This is a genomic window from Woeseia sp. D3-10, assembly GCF_055809415.1.
Window position 1 is genome coordinate 132,178 of the sequence record NZ_JBVVTW010000007.1, and the last position, 22,439, is coordinate 154,616.

At 57.6% G+C, this 22,439-nt stretch carries 22 protein-coding genes and 7 pseudogenes; 2 read left to right on the forward strand and 27 right to left on the reverse strand.

What is annotated here, in order from left to right:
* Window positions 1–5: 5 nt before the first annotated feature.
* Window positions 6–851: a CsiV family protein gene (locus AC0L8N_RS01330; protein ID WP_473665781.1), complete on the forward strand. Its 846-nt coding sequence runs from the start codon at window positions 6–8 to the stop codon at window positions 849–851.
* 2 nt (window positions 852–853) lie between these two features.
* On the opposite strand, the gene AC0L8N_RS01335 is transcribed toward AC0L8N_RS01330, so the two are convergent.
* The 25 genes and pseudogenes from AC0L8N_RS01335 to AC0L8N_RS01455 form a co-directional block, all read right to left on the reverse strand.
* Window positions 854–1,744: a diguanylate cyclase domain-containing protein gene (locus AC0L8N_RS01335; RefSeq protein WP_473665782.1), complete on the reverse strand. Its 891-nt coding sequence runs from the start codon at window positions 1,742–1,744 to the stop codon at window positions 854–856.
* A gap of 56 nt (window positions 1,745–1,800) precedes the next feature.
* Window positions 1,801–2,553 (reverse strand): S-methyl-5'-thioinosine phosphorylase, encoded by a 753-nt coding sequence (locus AC0L8N_RS01340; protein ID WP_473665783.1) that lies wholly within the window; start codon window positions 2,551–2,553, stop codon window positions 1,801–1,803.
* 16 nt (window positions 2,554–2,569) lie between these two features.
* Window positions 2,570–3,616 carry a beta-N-acetylhexosaminidase gene (gene nagZ, locus AC0L8N_RS01345; protein WP_473665784.1) on the reverse strand — a complete coding sequence of 349 codons (1,047 nt, stop codon included), beginning with the start codon at window positions 3,614–3,616 and terminating at the stop codon, window positions 2,570–2,572.
* A 118-nt stretch (window positions 3,617–3,734) separates the two neighbouring features.
* Window positions 3,735–5,060, reverse strand: a complete 1,326-nt coding sequence (gene rlmD, locus AC0L8N_RS01350; RefSeq protein ID WP_473665785.1) for a 23S rRNA (uracil(1939)-C(5))-methyltransferase RlmD — start codon at window positions 5,058–5,060, stop codon at window positions 3,735–3,737.
* A gap of 7 nt (window positions 5,061–5,067) precedes the next feature.
* Entirely contained in the window at window positions 5,068–5,784 is a 717-nt protein-coding gene (locus AC0L8N_RS01355; RefSeq protein ID WP_473665786.1) for a 3'-5' exonuclease, read from the reverse strand.
* 57 nt (window positions 5,785–5,841) lie between these two features.
* Window positions 5,842–6,243, reverse strand: coding sequence for a holo-ACP synthase (gene acpS, locus AC0L8N_RS01360; RefSeq protein WP_473665787.1), 402 nt, complete (start codon window positions 6,241–6,243; stop codon window positions 5,842–5,844).
* Window positions 6,240–6,995: a pyridoxine 5'-phosphate synthase gene (gene pdxJ / locus AC0L8N_RS01365; protein ID WP_473665788.1), complete on the reverse strand. Its 756-nt coding sequence runs from the start codon at window positions 6,993–6,995 to the stop codon at window positions 6,240–6,242. Before pdxJ ends, acpS begins: the two co-directional genes overlap by 4 nt.
* Window positions 6,988–7,755, reverse strand: a complete 768-nt coding sequence (gene recO / locus AC0L8N_RS01370; protein ID WP_473665789.1) for a DNA repair protein RecO — start codon at window positions 7,753–7,755, stop codon at window positions 6,988–6,990. The genes pdxJ and recO overlap by 8 nt, the downstream gene beginning before the upstream one ends.
* Before the next feature lie 34 nt (window positions 7,756–7,789).
* The gene (gene era, locus AC0L8N_RS01375; protein WP_473665790.1) at window positions 7,790–8,689 is read right to left on the reverse strand and encodes a GTPase Era; all 900 of its coding nucleotides are present in this window, start codon (window positions 8,687–8,689) and stop codon (window positions 7,790–7,792) included.
* Window positions 8,690–9,265 (reverse strand): ribonuclease III, encoded by a 576-nt coding sequence (gene rnc, locus AC0L8N_RS01380; protein ID WP_473669993.1) that lies wholly within the window; start codon window positions 9,263–9,265, stop codon window positions 8,690–8,692.
* Window positions 9,266–9,476: 211 nt separating this feature from the next.
* Complete coding sequence (locus AC0L8N_RS01385) at window positions 9,477–9,878, reverse strand: DUF4845 domain-containing protein (protein WP_473665791.1); 402 nt, start codon at window positions 9,876–9,878, stop codon at window positions 9,477–9,479.
* A 98-nt stretch (window positions 9,879–9,976) separates the two neighbouring features.
* Window positions 9,977–10,739, reverse strand: a pseudogene (gene lepB / locus AC0L8N_RS01390) (signal peptidase I).
* Window positions 10,740–10,748: 9 nt separating this feature from the next.
* Window positions 10,749–12,544: pseudogene (gene lepA / locus AC0L8N_RS01395) on the reverse strand (translation elongation factor 4).
* Between the two features lie 95 nt (window positions 12,545–12,639).
* Window positions 12,640–12,903, reverse strand: coding sequence for a glutaredoxin family protein (locus tag AC0L8N_RS01400; RefSeq protein ID WP_473665792.1), 264 nt, complete (start codon window positions 12,901–12,903; stop codon window positions 12,640–12,642).
* Window positions 12,900–13,124, reverse strand: a pseudogene (locus tag AC0L8N_RS01405) (SoxR reducing system RseC family protein); the annotation flags it as partial. The pseudogene AC0L8N_RS01405 and the gene AC0L8N_RS01400, both read right to left, overlap by 4 nt.
* 297 nt (window positions 13,125–13,421) lie before the next feature.
* Complete coding sequence (locus tag AC0L8N_RS01410) at window positions 13,422–14,411, reverse strand: MucB/RseB C-terminal domain-containing protein (RefSeq protein WP_473665793.1); 990 nt, start codon at window positions 14,409–14,411, stop codon at window positions 13,422–13,424.
* 5 nt (window positions 14,412–14,416) lie between these two features.
* Window positions 14,417–14,956, reverse strand: a complete 540-nt coding sequence (locus tag AC0L8N_RS01415) for a sigma-E factor negative regulatory protein (RefSeq protein WP_473665794.1) — start codon at window positions 14,954–14,956, stop codon at window positions 14,417–14,419.
* 113 nt (window positions 14,957–15,069) lie between these two features.
* A pseudogene (gene rpoE / locus AC0L8N_RS01420) lies at window positions 15,070–15,641 on the reverse strand (RNA polymerase sigma factor RpoE).
* Window positions 15,642–15,805: 164 nt separating this feature from the next.
* Window positions 15,806–16,318 carry a hypothetical protein gene (locus AC0L8N_RS01425; RefSeq protein WP_473665796.1) on the reverse strand — a complete coding sequence of 171 codons (513 nt, stop codon included), beginning with the start codon at window positions 16,316–16,318 and terminating at the stop codon, window positions 15,806–15,808.
* Complete coding sequence (locus AC0L8N_RS01430; RefSeq protein WP_473665797.1) at window positions 16,281–16,589, reverse strand: FAD assembly factor SdhE; 309 nt, start codon at window positions 16,587–16,589, stop codon at window positions 16,281–16,283. The genes AC0L8N_RS01425 and AC0L8N_RS01430 overlap by 38 nt, the downstream gene beginning before the upstream one ends.
* Entirely contained in the window at window positions 16,549–17,331 is a 783-nt protein-coding gene (locus tag AC0L8N_RS01435; protein WP_473665798.1) for a succinate dehydrogenase iron-sulfur subunit, read from the reverse strand. The genes AC0L8N_RS01430 and AC0L8N_RS01435 overlap by 41 nt, the downstream gene beginning before the upstream one ends.
* A 52-nt stretch (window positions 17,332–17,383) precedes the next feature.
* Window positions 17,384–19,170, reverse strand: a pseudogene (gene sdhA / locus AC0L8N_RS01440) (succinate dehydrogenase flavoprotein subunit).
* Between the two features lie 87 nt (window positions 19,171–19,257).
* Window positions 19,258–19,557: pseudogene (sdhD, locus tag AC0L8N_RS01445) on the reverse strand (succinate dehydrogenase, hydrophobic membrane anchor protein); the annotation flags it as partial.
* Between the two features lie 78 nt (window positions 19,558–19,635).
* The gene (gene sdhC / locus AC0L8N_RS01450) at window positions 19,636–19,929 is read right to left on the reverse strand and encodes a succinate dehydrogenase, cytochrome b556 subunit (protein ID WP_473665799.1); all 294 of its coding nucleotides are present in this window, start codon (window positions 19,927–19,929) and stop codon (window positions 19,636–19,638) included.
* Window positions 19,930–19,980: 51 nt separating this feature from the next.
* Complete coding sequence (locus AC0L8N_RS01455; protein ID WP_473669995.1) at window positions 19,981–20,136, reverse strand: DUF1674 domain-containing protein; 156 nt, start codon at window positions 20,134–20,136, stop codon at window positions 19,981–19,983.
* Window positions 20,137–20,262: 126 nt separating this feature from the next.
* On the opposite strand from AC0L8N_RS01455, the gene ygfZ reads away from it, so the two are divergent.
* Window positions 20,263–21,120, forward strand: coding sequence for a CAF17-like 4Fe-4S cluster assembly/insertion protein YgfZ (gene ygfZ / locus AC0L8N_RS01460; protein ID WP_473665800.1), 858 nt, complete (start codon window positions 20,263–20,265; stop codon window positions 21,118–21,120).
* Window positions 21,121–21,157: 37 nt separating this feature from the next.
* Here the strand turns inward: ygfZ and AC0L8N_RS01465 are convergent, their stop codons facing one another.
* Complete coding sequence (locus AC0L8N_RS01465) at window positions 21,158–21,508, reverse strand: amino acid--tRNA ligase-related protein (protein WP_473665801.1); 351 nt, start codon at window positions 21,506–21,508, stop codon at window positions 21,158–21,160.
* Between the two features lie 13 nt (window positions 21,509–21,521).
* Window positions 21,522–22,406 (reverse strand): annotated as a pseudogene (locus AC0L8N_RS01470) (amino acid--tRNA ligase-related protein).
* Between the last annotated feature and the right edge of the window lie 33 nt (window positions 22,407–22,439).

The window sequence follows — 22,439 nt, forward strand, 5'->3', positions numbered from 1 at the left end:
TTACGATGCGCCACATGAAAGGTCTTAGCCCGCTGGGTCTCGCGCTGCTGTTGCTCGCCGGCTCTGTTACGCAAGCACAGACCACCACCGAAAGCATTGCGCCGGAGCCTGAAGCTCGCCGATATGCGGTCGAGATCATCCTGTTTCGATACAGCGAAAGCGTCTCGACCGGCAATGAAGTTTTCCCGCCGGAACAGCCAGCGCTAGCGAACGACGACGGCTTTGGCAGCACGGAAGACGACGGCCGCCTCGCGCCGCTGAATGCCGATGCAATTCCGGAGTTCGGCGACCTGATACCGGTGCCGGATGACAGCGAAGATTCCCTGGACACCGAACTGGAAGAAATCGTGTTGCCCGGTCAGCAGGTCGAAATGAAAGTACTGCGGCGTGAAGAGCTGCAGCTCGTCGACGTATACAACAAACTCGACCGCCTCGACGCCTACGAACCCGTTCTTTGGTCAGGCTGGACTCAATCGGTCCTTGGTCGCGATGCGTCTCCAACCATTCCACTACGCCGCCTCGGCAACGTACCTTTCGAATTTGACGGTGAATTGCAGCTGTATCTCAGCCGCTTCCTGCATCTGGTCGTGGACCTTACACTGACCCCGAAACTGGAAGGTAACAGCAATGGCAACGTCCCGGCTTTCGGTGATCAACGCGGCAACACGCCTTTTGCTGGATACGACCCGCAGCCCACAGGCACGGTCCGTCTGCGCATCAACGAGGACCGCATCATGAAAAGCGGTGATTTGCGTTACTACGATCACCCGCGTTTCGGCATACTCGCAAAAGTAACCCGCCTTGAAGCGACCGAGACAGCGACCAATGAGGCCTTACCGCCGCTTGAGTAAACTCAGGTGCTGATCAGGTCGGTTAGAAACGCCTGAGCGTCGGCCGCACCACCGGTTGCTGCCACCACTGAGTACCGCGCCGAAACGGTTACGTAACGTTCCTTACTGGAATGCGGGTGATGCAGGCGCAAGCCGCGCACTTCGGTCGAGATAATCTCTGCGAATTCCGCGACCGCGTCTGTGTCTGTTGCATGCAGCATGATCAACAGCACTTCTTCGCCATCGAAAGACAGTCGCGCTGCCACGTCACTCGCCCGCCGCAGGCAGCGCCGCAAGGCCTGCGCGACGCGCCGCAAACAGGACTCCGAGGCGTGTTGACCGAAAACCCGCTGGTACTGGGAAAAGTCATCCACACGCAACGCCAGCAAAGCCAGCTGCGCTTTCTCGCGGGCAGCAACGGCCCAGTCGTGGGCCAGCACATCGCGGAACGCGGCTTCATTCAGCAACCCTGTCAACGGATCGTCTCTGGACAGGTCACGAATACGCCGGCGCGCACGCAGCAGAGCCTGATGCGCGGCACTCGCGTCGCCACCACTGGTCATGCTGGCGCTGTCGCGCCAGGCAGCGGCGTAATAGCGCGCACTACCATCAACGGCTTCTTCAATCGGCTTCAAGACCAACAACCAGTTACGGCCGTTGATCTCAAGAGGGATGCTCGACTCCTGACCTGAGCGTATGGTCTCACTCAGTTCGCGCGCGGTCTCACGTCCGTGCAGAGCTTCGACGATATCGGTGACGGGAGTACTAACCAGGTCGCTGCGATCTGCGAGCGCTTCAAGAGCCGGGTTGCACAAAGCCACCGGCCAGTCAGTCTGATCAACGCGCGCAAGCAACAACGGCTCTGCGCTGACGTTGATGAGCTGATGCAACACACTGCGTTTTACTGCTGACATTTGCGCGACATTGATTGTGGTTCCGGCACCTTAGGCTCCAGAACGGCCACAATCGATCAGTCGTTTTCGAGCCTCTGAAAAAACGCTTTCAACACCCGCATGGCCTGCATTTTGGCCGTCATGGTGCTGTCCTCTATGTCCTCATGGATCGCCTTTTCGCCACGGCCAGCCGCCATATTCACGACCAGCGACAGACAGGCGTATTCCATTCCAAGCTCACGAGCGATCGCCGCCTCGGGCATCGCTGTCATGCCTACGATGTCGACACCATCTCGTTCGAGCTTGTTGACTTCCATCGACGTCTCCAGTCGCGGACCTTGGGTCACGCCGTACACACCACCATCGTGGCATTCGGTTTCCGCACGACCAGCCGCCTCAAGCAGCGCCGCCCGCAAACCCGGACTGAAGGGTTCCGTAAAGTCTATGTGGTCCAGCGTAGCGCAAGGCTCGTGGTAAATACTGTGAACTCGGCCCCAGGTATAGTCGATCAACTGTTCCGGAACGACGAGCTGACCCGGCCGGTAATCACGGCGGATCGCACCTACGGTATTGAGCGCAATCACGCTGTCCACGCCAGCATTCTTCAGGGCCGCGAGATTGGCGCAATAATTGATGGCATGCGGCGGGATATCGTGATCTTCGCCGTGGCGGGCAAGCACGTACACGCGGTGATTTGCAAACTGCAGCTGCTTGAGGGGGGAAGACGGTGCGCCAAAACGGGTGCTTGCCGTCTCACCGGCGGCATCGCCGCCGAAAGTCGCGAAGCCACTGCCGCCGATAATGGCGAATTGCTGACTCGAACTTGTCATTGTTCCGTGCTCCCAGCTACGCGTTCAGTTCCAGCGTCGGCCGATCGAGCCAGTCCGCAAGTCGTTCTGCCGCCTGTCGCCACTCATCCGTGGCCAGCAGTGTATCCCTGGCTGGCGTCCCTACACCGTGCAATCGCGCCAGCCTTACCCGTGCCAGCGGGTCGGAATGACCGTTGAGAGCTGCGACGGCCGACTGCGCAGCCGCACGATCGTTGCATACCAGCACCATGTCGCAACCTGCATCCAGGGACAATTGTGCGCGCTTGGCCATGGAGCCATAGGGCAGCGTTGCTTTCATGCACAGGTCGTCACTGAAAACAGCGCCATCAAAGCCGATCTGGCCCCTCAGTTGCTCTTTGATCCAGTACGGGGAAAAGCCGGCAGGCAACGGATCCATTTCTGAATAGACGATGTGCGCCATCATGACGCCGGCCAGCACACGCCGCTGCACGAGCTTTTCGTAGGGCTGCATGTCGTCCAGCAAAACACTGTACGGGCGACGGTCTACCGGCAGCCGTTCGTGCGAATCTGCCACCACGGCGCCATGCCCTGGAAAATGTTTGGCCACGGCTGCCATACCCGCATCGCGCATGCCGTGACTGAGTGCTATCGACAGCTCGGCAACTACCGCAGGCTTGCGGTGAAAACTGCGATCACCGATGACTTCGCTTGGGCCCCAGTCGAGATCAACGCACGGTGCGAATGACAGATCGATCCCGGATGCCCGCAATTCCGAGCCAATTAACCAACCGCAGGTTCTGGCCAACGCCAGCGCGTCTTGCGGATCGCTGTCGTAACGTCGTCCCAGCAGGCGCATCGGCGGAATCGCTGTGTAACCATCCCGGAAGCGCTGCACGCGCCCGCCTTCGTAGTCAGCCGCAATGAGCAATGGTGGGCTGCGCAATGCGCGAATCGACGACACCAGCGCAGCCAGTTGCTCCGGTGATTCAAAGTTTCGACTGAACAGAATCACTCCGCCGACCGCCGGTTCACGCAACAGATCGCGGTCAGCCGGAGTCAGCTCCAGCCCCTCGATGTCCAGCATGACCGGTCCGAGTGGCACGGTATCCGCGCGGCTCAGGCCGCACCGCCGAGTTGCGGATAGCCCTTACAGCGGCAGTCTGTCACCGGTTTTTTAATCATAAATAACATTAGATATTATCGCTATTCTATTGTTTTTATTAACTTCTATCAAACACCGCTATCGATTCAACATGGCTGGTGTGAGGAAACATGTCAATGATACCCGCCGAGCCCAGCCGGTAGCCCCGCGCACACAGCTCCGCCGCATCCCGGGCCAGTGTCGCCGGGTGACAGGATACATAAACAATACGCTGGGGCTTGATCTTGTCGATCCTTTGCACGACGGCCAAGGCACCGCTGCGAGCCGGGTCGAGCAACAAACGTTGCCACTGCTTTTTTAACCACGGCTCCTTGCCATCAATGGCATCAAGGTCGGCCGCGAGAAAGTTGGCGTTGTCCAGGCCATTGCGGCGGGCATTGGCGGTTGCTCGCTCAACCTGTCGTTGCTCGCCTTCGATGCCCAGCACTTCGCCAGCAAGCCGTGCCAGCGGTAGAGAAAAATTGCCAATACCACAGAATAAATCGAGCACCCGATCACCGGGCTCAGGCGCCAGTAGCGTTAAAGCGTGCTGCACCATACGGCGATTGATCTCGGCATTAACCTGCACGAAATCGGTCGCCTGAAACTGCAATTCAATGTCGTATTCCGGCAGCGTGTAGTACAACGGCGGAGGGTCGAGTGGGTACAGGTCGTATACGGAATCCAGTCCACCCGGTTGCATGGCAACCGTAATACCGTGTGCTACGGCAAACTCTTCGAAGTGCTGCCGGTCAGTCGCCGTCGGTTCATCGAGGACACGAAACACCAACCGCGTTTGCTCATCACCGATGGCCACTTCGATTTGTGGCAGCCGGGCACGGATGCTCAGCTTCGCGACCAGCTCACTGAGCGGATCCAACAAGCTGTCCACTGGCCGAGCCAGCACTTCGCAGCGATGCATGTCGGTCACATAGGGAGCATGACGTTCGCGGAAGCCCACCAGGACCCGGTCTTTCGCTGGCACGTCTTTCACAGCGAGACGCGCACGACGGCGGTAGTGCCAACCGCCTTCCTCACCGCTGTCAAAGACGGGTTCCAGCCAGACCTCAGGGGTCACCCCACCGATGCGTTGCAGCGCGTCGCGCAACGAGTCCGATTTGATGTCCCGTTGAGTTGTCTGTGACTGGTGTTGCAGCGTACACCCGCCGCACACACCGTATGCTGCGCAACGCGGCGCCACTCTATCGCTGGAGGGTTCAAGCACTTCAAGCAACTCGGCTTCATCGTAATTTCGCCGGCGCTTGCGACGCAGGAAGCGGACTGTCTCGCCGGCGAGCGCGCCTGCCACAAATACTGTCTTGCCCTCGATCCGTGCTATGCCGCGCCCATCGTGGGTCACCGTGCTGATTGCCGCCGTCTCCGGTTCTGCCTTCTTTCTCGCCATCGTCGGCTCAGACCTCTTTCCAGGCGGCGGCAAATTCATTCAGATGCGGCTCATCCATCGACGCCAGCGTTTCCCGGACGAGCACGTACTCCCGGTTCAAGGCGGCCTCACTCAGGTTGCCGCGCATGAATTCGAAACGCAGGTAGACAAGATAGGTGTTCAGCACGTCCGTTTCGCAATAGTTCCGGATGTCGTTGACACCGCCATCCAGCCAACAGTCCCATACCTTGTCGCCGCTCATCCCCAGCTTGCCTGGAAAGCCCAGCATGACCGCAATCTCGTCCAGACTCGCGCGCCCGCGCATCTGGAATCCCGCAAGCACGTCCATTAAATCAAGGTGCCGCCAGTGAAATCGGCTGAGGTAGTTGTTGTAGCGAAAGTCGCGGTCGTTATCGCCCGTATCCCAGTAACGTGGTGCCTGAATGCCGTGCAGTAACGCCCGATAGTGCAGTACCGGAAGATCAAAACCGGATCCGTTCCAGGTCACCAGTTCCGGCGTGTAGCGCTCGATGCCGTCGTAAAATCGCCGGATGATCTCGGCTTCGTCAGCGTCCGGGTCGCCCAGCGTCCAGACTTTAAACGTATCCGCGGTACGAAATGCGACGGAGATCGCAACCACTCGCTGCTGATGTAGCGGCAGGAAGTCACTGCCGGTTTTTTGCTGGCGTTTGAACTGCATGGCCGTGCCTACGTCGGCATCGCTCAGGCCGTCCAGGTCGTACATGCGGCGGCCGAATTCAACGTCAGGTACGGTTTCAATATCGAAGGCAAAACGAATGCATCAGGGTCGCGCTCCTTCTACCGGTGCATTCATCACAACCGCGAACGCCATGATCAAGCCAGCGTCATCCGTCAGGCTCACATGGCCCTCGCCAATTCCCAGCTCTTGACACACGCCACGGCCCCGCTCGGACCAGATGAGCAAAGGTCTGCCCGACTCGTTGTTGATGATGCCAACATCCCGAATCCAGACCCCGTGTGCAAACCCGGTACCCATCGCTTTAACCGCAGCTTCCTTGCCCGCGAAACGCATGGCAAGGAAACGCGCTTTGTCTCGCGCCCGTTCGAACAGCAGCCGTTCTTCGTCCATCAGCAAACGCTCTACAAAGTGGTCACCGAACCGCTCGTAGGTCTGACGTATCCGGGACAACTCAACGAGGTCAGTACCAACACCGAAAATCATGCATCTTCCCTACGGCCAGTACGGGCAGCAAGCATCAGCTGTTTCATGTCGGATACGGCTTTCGCAATACCGTCAAAAACCGCCCGTGCGATGATTGCATGGCCGATGTTGAGCTCGATTATTTGCGGAATTTTCGCCACAGGCGCTGTGTTTTCGTAGTGCAACCCGTGGCCGGCGTGAATGATCAAGCCAAGTTCGTCGCCGGTTTTGGCTGCCGACACAATGCGATTGAATTCGTGCTGCTGTGCGTCATCGCTGGCGTCAGCGTAAGCCCCGGTATGCAACTCAACAACCGGAGCTCCCACGTCGCGCGAGGCGCGCAACTGTTCTTCATCCGGGTCGATAAATAAGGACACCCGGATGCCTGCAGCGCTCAGCCGCTGGCAAGCATCCTTGACGCGCTTATGCTGCCGGATGATATCCAGCCCACCCTCAGTGGTGAGCTCTTCCCGCTTCTCCGGAACCAGGCAGACATCCGAAGGCTGCAGCTCGCATGCGATGTCGAGCATTTCATCGGTCACCGCCATTTCGAGATTCATGTGGGTTTGCATCCGCAACTTCATTGCGGGCAGATCCGCGTCCTGAATATGCCGGCGGTCTTCTCGCAGGTGCAACGTGATGCTGTCAGCGCCCGCCCGTTCTGCACGCAACGCCGCGTCCACTGGGTTAGGGTAATGAGTGCCGCGAGCTTGCCGCAACGTCGCAACGTGGTCGATATTGACCCCGAGGTGCAATGGTCTTATGTCAGTCAATCCCCGATTCCTTGTTGATGTCGTCGCGCCCGATTCCGGCCGACTTGCTGCGCAGTTCACGCAACACTTTCCTACTTTGCAGCTCTTTGCCATCCAGATGATACGCGATGACGCCTCGCATGAGGCGACTGGCAGCCCGCAGCGTTGCGGCGTCGCGAAATTCCTGAGCCCGTATGGCCAGCAATTCGTCACCCCGGAACACCATGGCACCGGATGTCAAAGTGCTCGGCAGTGCCCCCTGTTCAGCACGGTACTCATAGTAGCGCTGCGGCTCCAGCTCCAGCTGTTGCACGCCGTCGTAGTCAAGGTTCAGCGCGTAACCGAGCAGACCGAGCAGCTCCATTTCGTATTGCCTCAGCAGTGTGGCTGGCTGAGTAACCCCGGCAAGGCGCTGAACCGTTCTGCCGTACATTGCGAAAATTTCGGGCTGAGGGTCATGGCGGTGCATTAATTTGAGCAGTAGCTCATTTGCATAATAACCAGAAAGCAAAGCGTCGCCGCCGAGAGAGACCGGTGGACCGTTCATCTCCGCACCCGTCATCGTTCCGAGTTCCGTACGACTGACCCATGACACAGACAGCGGCAGGAACGGACGGAGTATGCCTTTCAGGCTCGATTTAGCGGAGCGTGCCCCGCGCGCAACCAGCGACAGCCGGCCGTAGTCGCGAGTGAGCAAGTCCAGAATGCGGCTGCTATCCCGAAATGGCCGGTGGTGCAGCAGCCAGGCAGGCTGACTGTGAACTCGAAGACTGCTACTCATGACGTATCTTACTGCAGAAGCTTCGATTCGCCATTCACGGAACGTCGTAGCCCAGTTGCGCGAGGTCTTTGTCGCTGTCGGCCCAGTTGTCGCGAACTTTGACCCACATTTCAAGATGCACAGGACGTCGGTACTGCCGTTTCAATTCGATGCGGGCCTGTGTGCCAATCTTTTTCAGAAGTGCGCCACCCTTGCCCACCACGATACCCTTCTGGCTATCGCGCTCGACCCAGATTACCGCGTGCATGCTGATACCTTCGGCTTCGTCGTCAAAGCGTTCGATCTGCACCGTAAGGCCATACGGCAGCTCGTGCCGCAATTCCCACGTCAATTTTTCGCGAATAAGTTCTGCGGCGCGAAACAGGTCGTTGCGATCGCTGACCATGTCATCCGGAAACAACGGCGGCGAAACCGGCAACCGTTCCGGCAACAACGACAACAGGCGATCCATATTCTCACCGTCTTTCGCCGACAACGGCAAAATCTCCAGGAATTGGTAGCGCTCACTCATCGCAGCTATCAAGCCCAGCAATTCTTCTTTTTGTTTGATTCGGTCAATCTTGTTGAGGAGAACCATCGTCGGCTTGCCGCTTTCCCGAACCCGTGCCAGTACTGCTTCATCTTCCGTTGTCCAGCGATCAGCCTCGCAAACCAGCAGTACCAGGTCCGCATCAAGCAAGGCATTGGCCGCCGTTCGGTTCATCATCCGGTTCATGGCCTTGTTCGCGTTCAGATGCAAGCCCGGCGTATCCACAAATACCGTTTGACTGTCTCGTTCATTGTGTACCGCGAGTATCCGATGCCGGGTCGTTTGCGGCTTTGGACTGACAATACTGATCTTGCGACCAATGATCGCGTTAATCAGAGTGGACTTGCCGACATTGGGTCGGCCGACTACCGCGACAAAGCCGCAGCGGTGTTCTGGTTTATTCATTCACTGAGCCTTCGGCTGTGATTTGATTGCCGCGAGCATTTCGCGGGCGGCGTTCTGTTCGGCGATCCGCCTGGACGTGCCTTGCCCGGTTGATTCAAGCTCTAACGCTGACACCCGGCATGTCACCACAAAACGCCGCCGATGCGGTTTGCCACTGACGTCGCTGACTTCGTAGCTGGGCAATTCCAGACCGATGCCTTGCAGGTGCTCCTGCAACTGGGTCTTGGCATCCTTCAGATCCCCGGACTCCGGCAGCGACGCCAGACGCTCCTTATAGACGCGCAGTACCAGCGTTTCTGCCGCTGCAAATCCGCGGTCTATGTAAACAGCCCCGAACAAAGCTTCCAGCGCATCTGCGAGGATCGAAGATCGTCGATGTCCGCCGGTTTTTTTCTCACCACTGCCCAGATTGATATATTCACCAACTCCCAGTGCGGCTGATAGCTCAGCCAGTGACGAGTCATTAACCAGCGTGGCGCGGAAGCGACTGAGGTCACCTTCATCGGCATCCGGTCGGCGCGCATAGACTTCGGCGGAAATGACGAAATCCAGAACAGCATCGCCGAGAAATTCCAGGCGTTCGTTGCTTTGGCCGACCGCACTGCGGTGGGCTCAAGCGCTTTGTCGAGCAGGTCTGGATCAGCGAATTGGTAGTCCAGCGTTCGGGCGAGCCACGCGGCAGCGTTTTCCAATGGTGTAAAGCCTCTGCCCTGTACGAGCGGCGCGGGTTCGTTTTCGGGAGGCCTATCCTGCCAGACCATCACGCCAGCCGCCATGGCGGCAAAGACTAGCGACGGATCAACGCGGACTTTTCGAAATGTACGGTGAACGACACGTTACCGAGGAACGCCACGGAGTGGTCGTAATTCGCCGCGACCAGAAAGCCTCCGGAATCCGGGGTTACTTTAACGTCTTTCGCCGTCAGCACAGCTACACTCTCAATGCTGAAGCGACGTTCGATCGACCGTCGAATATTGCTCAGCGTCGGTGCCTGACTGTCAAATTCTTCCTTGACCCCTTCCACGACACCGGCCACCTTCATGTAATTCAGGTACACGGGCGTCAGCTGTATGGCGGCAAATGCGAACATGCCGAGAAACACCACCAGAATCAGCATTCCCAGCGTGGTCATGCCACGAATGTTCTTTCTGTTGACTGTTGCGACCCTGCGGTCGGTAGTACTCGTCACAATGTGCCTCCGTCAGTCCCGGCCTGGCGCGCCGAAACGCCTTTGATAGCGTTGGATTTCAGCCGATTTTAATGGCAATTTCAGTGATTTACACCACATTATTGAATTTTCATGCCCACCCGCTCCCAGCGCGGCCAGCTCAATCCGTCCATGTGCATCCAGATGCGCACCGCCTCTCCGACCAGGTGCGTCTCGGGAACAGTCCCGATATAGCGGCTATCCTGACTGTTATCGCGGTTGTCGCCCATCATGAAGTCCCAAGCGCCTTCCGGAACCGTGTATTGCTGTTCTGGCGCCATGCTGCCCGGATTCCGGACCAGGATTTCGTGTTCGCGCTCACCGAGCACTTCGGTGAACTGCAACGACCCCGGAAACTCCGCCGATGCAGCGCCAGTACCCAGCGGCATCAGTTCACCATTAATCAGTAACTGATGGTCACGGTACTGAATCTTGTCTCCTGGCAGACCTACAACGCGCTTGATGTAGTTGATGCTCGGGTCTGACGGCAAACGGAATACCACGACATCTCCGCGCTCCGCCGCTCACCTGTCTCGATAATCTTGGTTTCCAGTACAGGCAAGCGCAATCCGTAGGTGTACTTCTTGACGAAAATGAAGTCACCTTGGAGCAGCGTCGGATTCATGGAGCCTGATGGGATGCGGAACGGCTCGAATACGAACGAGCAGAAATCACCAGCACCATCAACAGCACCGGGAAAAACGACTGTGCGTACTCGATCACTGACGACTCGACCGCACCAGGCGGATTCGAGCGCTTCTGCACAACGAACATGTTGTAAGCGACGATAACCCCCGAAATCGCCGTCAATACTGTCAGTAACAACGCTAGATTAATGTTCACGTCCACATCTCACTTGTCTGTCCGCAATACAGCCAGAAACGCTTCCTGCGGAATTTCGACCGAACCGATCTGCTTCATACGGCGCTTACCGGCTTTTTGTTTTTCGAGCAGCTTCCGTTTACGCGAAACATCACCGCCATAGCATTTGGCGGTAACGTTTTTGCGCAGCGCCTTGACTGTATTGCGCGCGATAATCTGCGATCCAATAGCTGCTTGAATCGCCACATCAAACATCTGCCGCGGGATCAATTCTCGCATTTTGTCGACCAGATCCCGGCCACGCTGCGTGGAGGTCTCACGGTGCACAATAATGGACAATGCATCAACACGTTCTTTGTTAATAAGAATGTCGAGACGTACCAAATGCCACGCGTTTTCGAAGCGCACGAACTCATAGTCAAAAGATGCGAAGCCGCGGCTGACAGACTTAAGGCGATCGAAGAAGTTCGAGCACAACTTCCGCCAATGGAATTTCGTATTCAAGCGAAACCTGGGCACCCAGGTAGCGCATCTGTACCTGCACGCCGCGCTTTTCAATACACAGTTTAATGACCGGCCCAACGTATTTTTCCGGCACCAGGATGCTGGCCTTGATGATCGGTTCGCGCAATTCGGTGATTTCGTTCGCTGGCGGTAACTTCGACGGGTTATCAACAAAAATAATCTCGCCATTGGTCTGTTGAACTTCGAATACTGACGGTCGGCGCGGTGGTAATCAGATCGAGATCGTACTCACGCTCCAGACGCTCCTGGACAATCTCCATGTGCAACATGCCGAGAAAGCCGCAGCGAAAGCCGAAACCCAGTGCCGCCGAGGTTTCTGGTTCGAAATGCAAGGCGGCGTCGTTCAATCGCAGTTTCTGCAATGCCTCACGGAAGCCCTCATAGTCATCCGAGCTGATAGGAAACAGACCCGCGAAGACACGCGGCTGCACCTGTTTGAAACCCGGCAGCGGTTTCGCGCTCGGTCGAGCGGTCAGCGTAAGTGTGTCGCCGACAGGAGCACCGAATATGTCCTTGATTGCGGAAATTACAAAGCCCACTTCCCCGGTGAACAACTCGCTGCGATCCGTCATTTTCGGCGTGAACTTGCCGACCCGGTCGGCGTTGTAACTGCGCCCTGTCGACATGACGGTGAACTTGGCGCCTTTCTTAAGGCTGCCGTTCATCACGCGCACCAGTGAAACCACCCCCACGTAATTGTCGAACCAGGAATCGATAATCAGTGCCTGCAGAGGCTCTTCCGGTTCTCCAACCGGCGGCGGAATAAATGCCACCAATTGTTCCAGTAATTCGGCGACACCTAGGCCTGTCTTCGCACTGACTCGGCAGGCATTTTGTGCCTCAACTCCGATGATGTCTTCTATCTCGTGAATCACTCGATCCACGTCAGCCGCCGGAAGATCGATCTTGTTCAGTACGGGGAGTACTTCCAGCCCCATGTCGATGGCGGTAACGCAGTTTGCAACGCTTTGCGCCTCCACGCCCTGTGCAGCATCAACAACCAGCAGTGCGCCCTCGCACGCGGCCAGCGAGCGGGATACTTCATAAGAAAAGTCGACGTGCCCCGGTGTGTCAATGAAATTCAGCTGGTAAACCTGTCCGTCCGGAGACTTGTAGTCGAGCGAAACACTCTGCGCCTTGATCGTGATACCGCGTTCACGCTCGATGTCCATGGAGTCCAGAACCTGCTCTGACATCTCGCGGTCCTGCAAGCCGCCACACATCTGTATGAAACGATCAGCCAGCGTCGATTTACCGTGGTCAATATGGGCAATAATGGAAAAGTTGCGAATCTGCTTCATGGTCGGGACAGTTTGGTACTCAACTAGGTGCGCGCAGCGCCTGGGCCAGCTCGCGCAGTGCTCTTCGTTCCAGCAGAATAATGAGGCGGCGGGTTTCAAGCCCCATGTCCGGACAGTGCTTCCTTAACGGCGATCCGGTCCAGTTCGAACTGGCACAGAAAGCGGCCGTTCATCTCGACCACCGGCACTCGCAAACCGTAGAGTTCGCGCCAGTCCTCACGCGTATCCACGTCCAAAACCTCAACCTCCGCGCGTCCACGAGCAACGGCCAGCAGCTCCTCGATCAACACTTCGCACAAATGACATCCTGCGCGACTGTAAACCTGGAACACGGGTACGGTGTTTCCCGCTCGACTCACGTTGCGAGCGGCCTGTGACCGCTGATTGCCGGCACGAGCTGCCCGGCGCACGGCTTGTTCAGCAACAAACGCCGCCCCACAGCAACCGCAATGGCCAGCCCCGTCAGCGAAGCCAGCGCAAGCTGCGCGTCCGACAACGGCCCCCACAACCAGTGGCCGAGCGCAGGGCCAAGCAGCATAGCGGCCAAGGGCAAGCCATACGCCCACAGCGCATGCTTGCAAGAGGCGCGCCTACGGGCCGCATGTCCAGAGTCACTTCGTCGCCGACTTCCAGAGCGACCCCTGCAGGCAACGGCAACTCAAATTCCTTCGCGGCTGCCCGTCCGCCCAACAGGCCTGCGCCACAGCCCTTACCCCGCTACACATCGAGCGCAGGCCAATGGTGCATCGACGGACACAGTGACGCGAGCGCCGTAAACAGCGGTGACTCGTGCTATGGGTGCATTCATTCGGAAAGTCCCGCCTTCAACGGTGCATTCAGCCTGTGTCTTCAGCGGGTGATACTACCGGATTCAGCGCTATTTGCGACGCATCGAACTCGCAATGCGCTGCACGGTAATGGCAGGAACTTCGCCCACCGCCGTGACCTGGTGCCCGGCGACGTGGGTGCTGTACGAACTGGACGCGCCGACCTGGTAGCGTTCGGCGCTCTGGCCGTCCTGCTCGTCAGCGATGAAAACAGACACGGTCGCGAGGCCGTCGCTGTAGACAATGTGGGTCACCGGATTGTCCAGCCCTGGCATTTGCTCAGTTCGGGTCGACACAGCGCGGAAGCCGCTCGGTAAGTCGTCACTGTGCCAGTCAGTTTCCACATCAACAACTTGCAGACGGGCCGGCTCTGAATACCAGGTGAAATTATCGAGGTTCAACGACGGCGCCAGCGCCTGATCACTTATGACCGAGTCGAAGCGAATGTCCGCAAATTTCAATTGTTCGATGAGCGTGCCATCACTGCCCACCAATTCCGTCCGTAACGGAAACGCGGTTTCATGGTCCAGCCACAAACGATGACCGAAACGCATGCCGTCGTGTGGCCGAATCGCCAATAACATTGCGCGGCGACCCGCGACCCGCTCTTCGCGAACCAGCGACAAATCGTATTCGCTGCCGAAACGAACCTCGCTGCTTGGCAACGTAGAAAACAGGGTACTGCGATCGTTCCACTGTTCGATCAAAACGGATTTTTGATCCGGCAAAATACAATGCACTTCGTTGCCGTTGCGAATGATTTCGAGGCCGTTGCCTTCCTGAGTGATTACTTTCTCATGGACCACGCCGTCGGTCACACGATGCACAACCTTGAGCGCTTCTGAACGGCCGTTCTTACGCCGGATAACCGTTCCCTCGTAGTCGACAGTCGTCACGACCGACGACATGCGGTCCAGCCAGTCATTCGGCGACGCCTTGCCACGCGCGTGCAAAGGCCCGGCTACCAAAATGAAAGTAACCGCCGCGCAGAGAGCGCGGGACCATGTGCGCGCCGGCAGCGCCAGACTGATACGGTGCATGCTGCTTATTCGTCCCTGGCCACTGCGCCATCCTCATCGTCCGCGGCATCGGTTGCAGAGGCAGGGTCATTGTCTTGCGGATTCACTTCAACCAGTTCACCACCACGCAACTCCAACGTCACGAGGCGGGACAATATGCCGTTGGCACCAAGCTCACCGGATGTCGCTCCGTGGCTGAGGTAGTACTGCATCAATCGGTCGCTGGGTCGGTCCGCCATAACTTCCGCAACGGCTGGCTCCGTGTAAGCCACCGCGTTGCCCGCAGTGAGCTGCGTCGCTCCCGGCGCAGGACCTTGCCCATCGCTGCCCAATTCAAACTGACCGAGTCCGACCAGCGCCAGCATCGCCACCGATGCGGCAATCGCAACCCCTGCTACCGAGCGAACCCAGCGATTCTCGCTCCAGGTCGCCGCTACCGCCGTCAATTCAGACTCAGCTGCGACCGCGTCGGCTATACGCTGCCGTAATCCGTCAGCGCCTGCCGCACTGCGCTCACCACGCATCAGCCTGCCGATGGTCATGTACGCGTCGGCTTGCTCGCGCAATTCGACATCCTCAGCCAATCGGCGGATCAGCAGTTCAGCCTCAGCCGTCGGCAGCTCGCCGTCGCTCGCAATGCCGAAATTTGCATTTTCAGCGCGTCATTCATAATTCACCGTTAGTCGATAAGGTTGTCGATTTTCTTGCTGATGGCATCACGGGCGCGGAATATTCGCGACCGGACCGTGCCCACCGGGCATTCCATCAGCTTGGGCAATTTCCTCGTAGCTCATTCCTTCGAGCTCGCGTAAAACAATTGCGGTTCGCAGGTCGTCCGGGAGCGCCGCAATAGCCCGCTCCACGGTTTCATTGAGCTCATGACTCAACGTTACGCCCTCCGGAGTGTCCGTCTCCTTCAGTTTTGCGTGGAGGTCGTACTGTTCTGGATCCTGCATATCCAGCTCAACGTCCATCGGACGTCGACGCTGGGCCGCCAGATAATTCTTGGCCGTGTTCACGGCAATTCGGTACAGCCAGGTATAGAACGCGCTGTCACCACGAAACCGCGGCAACGCCCGATAGGCTTTGATAAACGCCTCCTGGGTAATGTCCAGTGCCTGATCCGGGTCTCGCACATACCGCATCACCAGATTCACGATCTTGTGCTGGCATATTCAGCACCAGCAGATCAAATGCGCCTTTGTCACCCTTCTGGACCCGCTTGACCAGTTGGGCGTCGGTTACTTTCAGTCGTCATGCAGGCCAGCCCCACTCCTGCGAGTGGGCTCGCCAATCGACTTCGGGATAGACCGACCGCAGTCGGGAAAGTTCGCACAATGCCCAGTGTTCCATAGTATTTTTGGTTTCGTTTTGTGATCTGGGTCGCAAGCCCTCACCGCAGCGCGCCGGCCGGCTCAGCGAGCGGCTCCACCCACACAGTGATGTCCGCGGATAGTAGCAGTATTAGCTATGCGGCCAAAACCCGGCCCACCATCAACGGAATCGAAGCTGGGCCTGCAATCGGCGCCAATCAGTCCGCCCCCACATTCTTTGCGCTCAGCAGGGTCCCACCCCAGTCGACAGGTCTCATTGCCCAGAACCGCAACCATGCGTGCCGGGACGTGACCCGGCTGCCAGGTAATACCTGCAACGGCTGCCATAGTCCATTTTGGAATAAGCCGTGCCAGTTGACCATCGGTCGCGAACCGCAAGGAAACGAGCACGCGAACAGCGCTGTACCAGCTCCGGACTTCCGCTAGCGAGTACCACAACCAGGCGGCGACCCCGCTAACGCGGAGAGCGGCCTCTATCGGCAGCAAACCGATTAGTACCGTGCCAATCAAGAGCGCGCTCAGACCACCGGCCGCAACTCGACGTTGCAAGACCGGGTCAGGCTGTAGATTCACCTCGAATGAGCTTGACGACACTTGCCGCGTCCGGATCACTGACCGATTGCCCCTGCAACAAATAACCTGCCAGTTGCGGATCAGGAAGCGCCAAAAGCGAGCAAAATCCCGTCATTTGAGCGTCAGAGGCATTGTCAAAGTGGTCGTCGAGCCATGCGCTCAAGAGCACGTCCAACTCACGCATGCCGCGCCGGCACTGCCAGCGCAGCTGCGATTTGCGTGGCCTGTCTGCCGGAGCGCATTGGCGGACCTCAGTGGCGGCGTTCCACCAGCATTTTTTTGGTCTCGGCAATCGCCCGGGCCGGGTTCAGACCTTTGGGACAGGCTTGCGAACAATTCATGATGGTGTGGCAACGGTACAGGCGAAAAGGGTCTTCAAGGTCATCAAGCCGTTCGCCGGTCGCCTCGTCACGACTGTCCACCAACCAACGGTAAGCCGCCAGCAGTGCGGCAGGACCAAGATAGCGATCACTGTTCCACCAATAGCTGGGGCAACTGGTCGAACAACAGGCGCAAAGTATGCATGCGGCGGGTTCGTCAATTTTTTCCTGATCGACTTTGCTCTGGAGGCGTTCGTGATCCGGTGGCGCCGGTGTTCGCGTCTGCAACCACGGCTTGATTGACGCGTATTGCGCGTAAAAATTCGTCAGGTCCGGCACGAGGTCTTTCACCACCGGCATATGCGGCAACGGGTAAATCCGAATCTCGCCCTTAACGCTGTCCGCTGACTTGGTGCAGGCCAACGTGTTACTACCGTCGATATTCATTGCGCAGGAGCCGCAAATGCCTTCGCGGCAGGAACGACGAAACGTCAATGTCGAATCCACTTCGTTCTTTATCTTGATGAGCGCGTCGAGCACCATCGGTCCGCAGTCAGTCATGTCCAACTCATAAGTGTCCATGCGCGGATTCTCACCGCTATCCGGGTCATAGCGGTAGACCACAAATCTCTGCACGTTGCTGGCCCCCTGAGGTGCCGGAAAATGCTGGCCTTTCTTGATTCGAGAATTTGCCGGTAAACGGAATTCCGCCACGTCGTGCTCCTGCGTTCAATAATCGTTTGAAAATGTAGGGTGTACGCTTGCTCTAGTAAACGCGGGCCTTGGGCGGCACCACCTCTACTTCGTCGGTCATGGTGTGCAAATGCACTGGTCGGTAGTCGAGCGCGACTTTACCGCCCTCATCAACCCATGCCAGTGTGTGCTTCATCCAGTTTTCATCGTCACGGTCCGGATAGTCTTCACGAGCGTGTGCTCCACGACTTTCCTTTCGATTAGCCGCGGACTCGATGGTCGCTGTTGCATTCTGCAACAGGTTTTCAAGTTCCAGCGTTTCAATCAGGTCCGTATTCCATATCAATGAACGGTCGCTAACGCGCACATCGCTGAATGTCGAGTATGTCTTACGCAGCGCGGCGACGCCCTCATCCAGCGTTTCGCCGGTGCGGGAAACCGCCGCATGGTTTTGCATGACCTTCTGCATCTCAAGGCGGACTTCCGCTGTGCTGCGTTCACCATCAGCGTTCCGCAACTTGTCGATACGCGCAACACTGTTCAGACCAGCATCAGCACCCAACGGCTTATGCCGAGCATCGGGTTGCATCGTTTCTGCACAGTGTTTCGCTGCCGCACGGCCAAAGACCACCAGATCCAACAGAGAGTTTGAACCCAGACGGTTTGCTCCGTGCACGGAAACGCACGCGGCTTCACCAACCGCCATAAGACCTGGCACAACGGCATCGGGATCGCCGTCCCGCAAAGCGACTGACCTCACCATTGTAGTTGGCGGGTATACCGCCCATGTTGTAGTGCACTGTCGGCAATACCGGAATCGGTTCCCGGGTGACGTCAACACCCGCAAAAATTCGCGCGGATTCCGCAATACCTGGCAGGCGTTCATGAATCACCTCAGGCCCAAGGTGTTCCAGGTGCAGGTGAATATGATCTTTTTCAGTGCCTACGCCGCGGCCTTCGCGAATCTCTATCGTCATTGAGCGACTGACAACGTCGCGCGAGGCAAGGTCTTTGGCATTGGGCGCGTATCGCTCCATGAAGCGTTCGCCATCCGAATTGGTCAGATAACCGCCTTCGCCGCGCACCCCTTCTGTGATCAGACAGCCTGCGCCGTAAATCCCGGTCGGGTGAAACTGGACAAACTCCATATCCTGGAGAGGCAGACCCGCGCGCAATACCATGGCGTTGCCATCGCCGGTGCAGGTATGCGCCGAGGTACAGGAAAAGTATGAGCGACCGTAACCGCCGGTTGCCAGAATTACCTGATGCGACCGGAACCGGTGCAGCTTGCCCGTGGCCATATCCAGCGCCACCACGCCGCGACACGCGCCGTCTTCCATGATCAGGTCAATCGCGAAATACTCAATAAAGAATTCCGCTTCGTGCTTCAACGACTGCTGATAGAGCGTATGCAACATAGCGTGACCAGTTCGATCGGCCGCCGCACAAGTTCGTTGTGCCGTGCCTTCGCCGAAACGGGTGGTCATGCCCCCAATCGGACGCTGGTATGTGCGCCATCTTCGGTACGCGAGAACGGCACGCCGTAGCGCTCCAGTTCGATCACCGCATCCGGCGCTTCCTTGCACATGTATTCGATCGCGTCCTGGTCGCCGAGCCAGTCGGAACCTTTGACCGTGTCGTACATGTGCCAGCGCCAGTCGTCTTCCCCCATATTGCCAAGCGCAGCGCTGATGCCACCTTGTGCGGCCACCGGTGTGGCTGCGGGTCGGAAATACCTTGGTTACACAGGCAGTTTTGAAACCCGCCTGCGGCAAGCCCGAACGTTGCGCGTAAACCGGCACCACCAGCACCAATGACAACAACATCGTCGCTATGATCAACAAACTCGTAATCGCTCATGCGGCACGCGCCAAAGGCAATCTTAAGTACCGCAAACAAAGCGGCCGCTACCGCCAGCAAATGAGCAAACTTGCAAAGAATCAATGAAACCACCTTGAGAAACGGTCCGTGTATGTAGTCTTCGATGACAACCTGAACACCGAGGTTCGAGTGCCAGGCCAGTGCGACGGCCAACAGCAGCAGCAAAATACTGTTCATCGGCATGGCCACCCATTCGATCAAGCCATTGCGGTCAACGGTATCAAAACCCAAAGACGCCGCGACGAACCAAAGCCCAAGCAGCACAATACCGAGAGCAGAAACACGCTGTGACCAGAAATGGCCGGTGCCATCTTTCGCCGAACCAGCACCCAGCACTCTGCCCAAAGGCGAACGTAAACTGCTCATAACGCCACCCAATAGCGAGCCGTCAGCACGACGGTCGATAGCAAGACAAACCAGGCAGACGCATTCGCGGTCTTGAGTTCAAAGCCGTAGCCAAGATCCCGAAACTAGGTGGCGAATGCCATTGGCCAGGTGAAAAAAGAAAGCCGCGCTCCAACCAACCAGCATTACCCGGCCCGGTATTGATCCCGCAAAGTCCACGACATCCTGATAGGCAGCATCGCCGCTGGAGGCCGCAACCAGCCACCAGGCAAACATCAACAGCCCGATCGACAAAGCAATGCCGCTGATCCGGTGCAGGATCGACAAAGTCATGGTGATGGGCCAACGGTAAATTGACAGGTGTGGCGACAACGGTCGCCCGGGATTACTCATGTCCCGGGGAGCTTCCTATTCAGTCTGGTTGTACAGGGTGTTCGGCGATCTTCAGAAATCTATGCAACGCCCGGCCTTTTCCCAATCGCCGTAACGAGTCGGGTCCAAACCATCGCGCCCGCCGATCTCGACGGGTACTGCCTTGCCGTGGTCGTCGGTCGGAGTATCATTCGCGTTCTCGGCATCGTGGCTGATGGGTTCGTTGATCTTTTCTACGGGGCTTTTTCATCCGCGAATTATGCCATACGAAATTCATTGACGCAGTTAGTGAGTGCCATCTATTTACTCGCTTAGCCAATGGCTGCGCGCATTTGCCTTCATCCATGGACCGGTATGTACACTCAAATTCTCGCCACTGGCGACGACGCCACCGGCTTTTTACAGGGCCAGTTCACCCAGGACCTCAATCTCGTAAGCACGGAATTGTCACCGTTGGCGGCCTGGTGCAACCCTAAAGGGCGCGTAATCGCAGTATTGAGATTGCTGGCACTGAACGACGGCATAGGCATGGTATTGCCGGAATCACTTGCACAACCCGTGATTGCCGGCCTGCTTCGCTACCGCCTGCGCGCACGCCTCGAGCTGCAAGCGGTATCCGCGCAATGGCGGGCCATCGCGCTATCAAATGAACAGGATCTGGCAACGCTGGACGCACTGGAGCTTCTGCCGGAGCGGGCCGCTAACGCCAGCCGCTGCCGATCCGGAATAATCACAGTCAGCCTCGACGCGCAAAGATCGGTCGTCGAGCTGTATGCCGAAGCCTCCGCGTTTGGCGCTGAGGCTCCAGGTTTTACTGCGCCACTAACGACAGAACAATGGGCAGCGCGCCGAATTCAGGCCGGTATTAGCGATATCAACGACGTGACCTCAGGACAGTACACACCGCATATGCTGAACCTCGACAAACTGGGCGCCATCAGTTTTTCCAAGGGCTGCTACCCCGGCCAGGAAATCGTGGCCCGTACCGAGCATCTCGGTTCGGTTAAACGCCGGGTCGCCCGTTACCGCTTTGACGGTACACCGATTTCAATCGGCGAGCCGGTCCGGTTTGCGGACGCGGAATCGGGTGTCGTCGTCGCTAGTGCCGAAGACTGGCTGCTCGCCCTGGTACCCGCCGATCTGCATGACAAGACGCTGAGCTGTGCAGGCCAGGAATTAACGCCGGCCGATCAAACTTCAGGCCGCATGTAGGGAAACAACAGGACGTCCCTGATCGACGGTGAGTCTGTCAGCAACATAACTCAGCCGAGTCGATACCCAAACCCAGACCCGCTGTCGGTGGTAAACCGAATTCCAGAGCACGGATATAGTCCGCATCAAATGCCATCGCCTCGTCATCACCGGCAGCCTGGTTTTCGACCTGCTCCCGGAATCGTTCGGCCTGGTCTTCCGAATCGTTGAGCTCAGAAAAGCCGTTGGCCAATTCACGTCCGCCGACGAAGAACTCGAATCGATCAACGATGAAAGGGTCGGCATCGTTGCGGCGTGATAACGGAGATACTTCGGTTGGATACGCGGTTACAAAAGTCGGCTCATGCAACTTCGCTTCCGCTGTTTTTTCGAATATTTCAATCTGCAATTTGCCGCAACCGTCAGTTGTCTTTGACCGGTATGCCCAATGACTTGCAGTGTTCGACCAGGTAATCACGGTCACGCAAACGTGATACTTCCAACCCCGGGTTGTACTTGAGGATTGCTTCCTCAACCGTCAGCCGGGCGTACGGCTTGCCAAGTTCGAATGTACTGCCCTGGTACTCTACGGCCGTAGACCCCAGAACGCTCTGCGTCATTCCTTTCAGGCCCGACGCTTCGAGCAAATCGATCAGGTCGCGGTAATCCGCGTATGCCCGATACAACTCGAGCATCGTGAATTCAGGATTGTGGCGGGTTCGAAACACCTTCATTGCGGAAGTTGCGGTTGAATTTGGTAGCTACGCGCTGCTCAAACCACCAACGACGAGTCGTTTGAGGTTTAGCTCCGGCGCTACCCGCAGGAACAAATCCATATCGAGCGTATTGTGATGGGTCTTGAACGGCCGCGCGTTCGCACCACCAGCAATCGACTGCATCATCGGCGTTTCAACTTCCAGGTAATCCTGAGAATCGAGGAACGCGCGGATATAGGCAACAATTCGCGTGCGAATGTGGAATACGCGGCGACTGTCTTCATTCATGATCAGGTCGACATAGCGTTGCCGGTATCGAGTCTCCGCATCTGCAAGTCCGTGGTACTTCTCGGGCAACGGGCGCAGTGGCTTGGTCAGCAACCGCACATCATCGGCGCGTACCGTCAGCTCACCGGTGTTGGTCTTAAACAGTTTGCCGCGTGCGCCAACAATATCGCCGACATCCCACTTCTTGAAGTCCTGGTACACACCGTCCGCAAGATGATCACGCTCAAGCCGTAACTGTATCTGCCCACTGCGATCCTGCAGCTTGACGAAACTTGCTTTGCCCATCACGCGCTTCGCCATCATGCGACCCGCGACGCTCACTTCAATTTGTTCCGA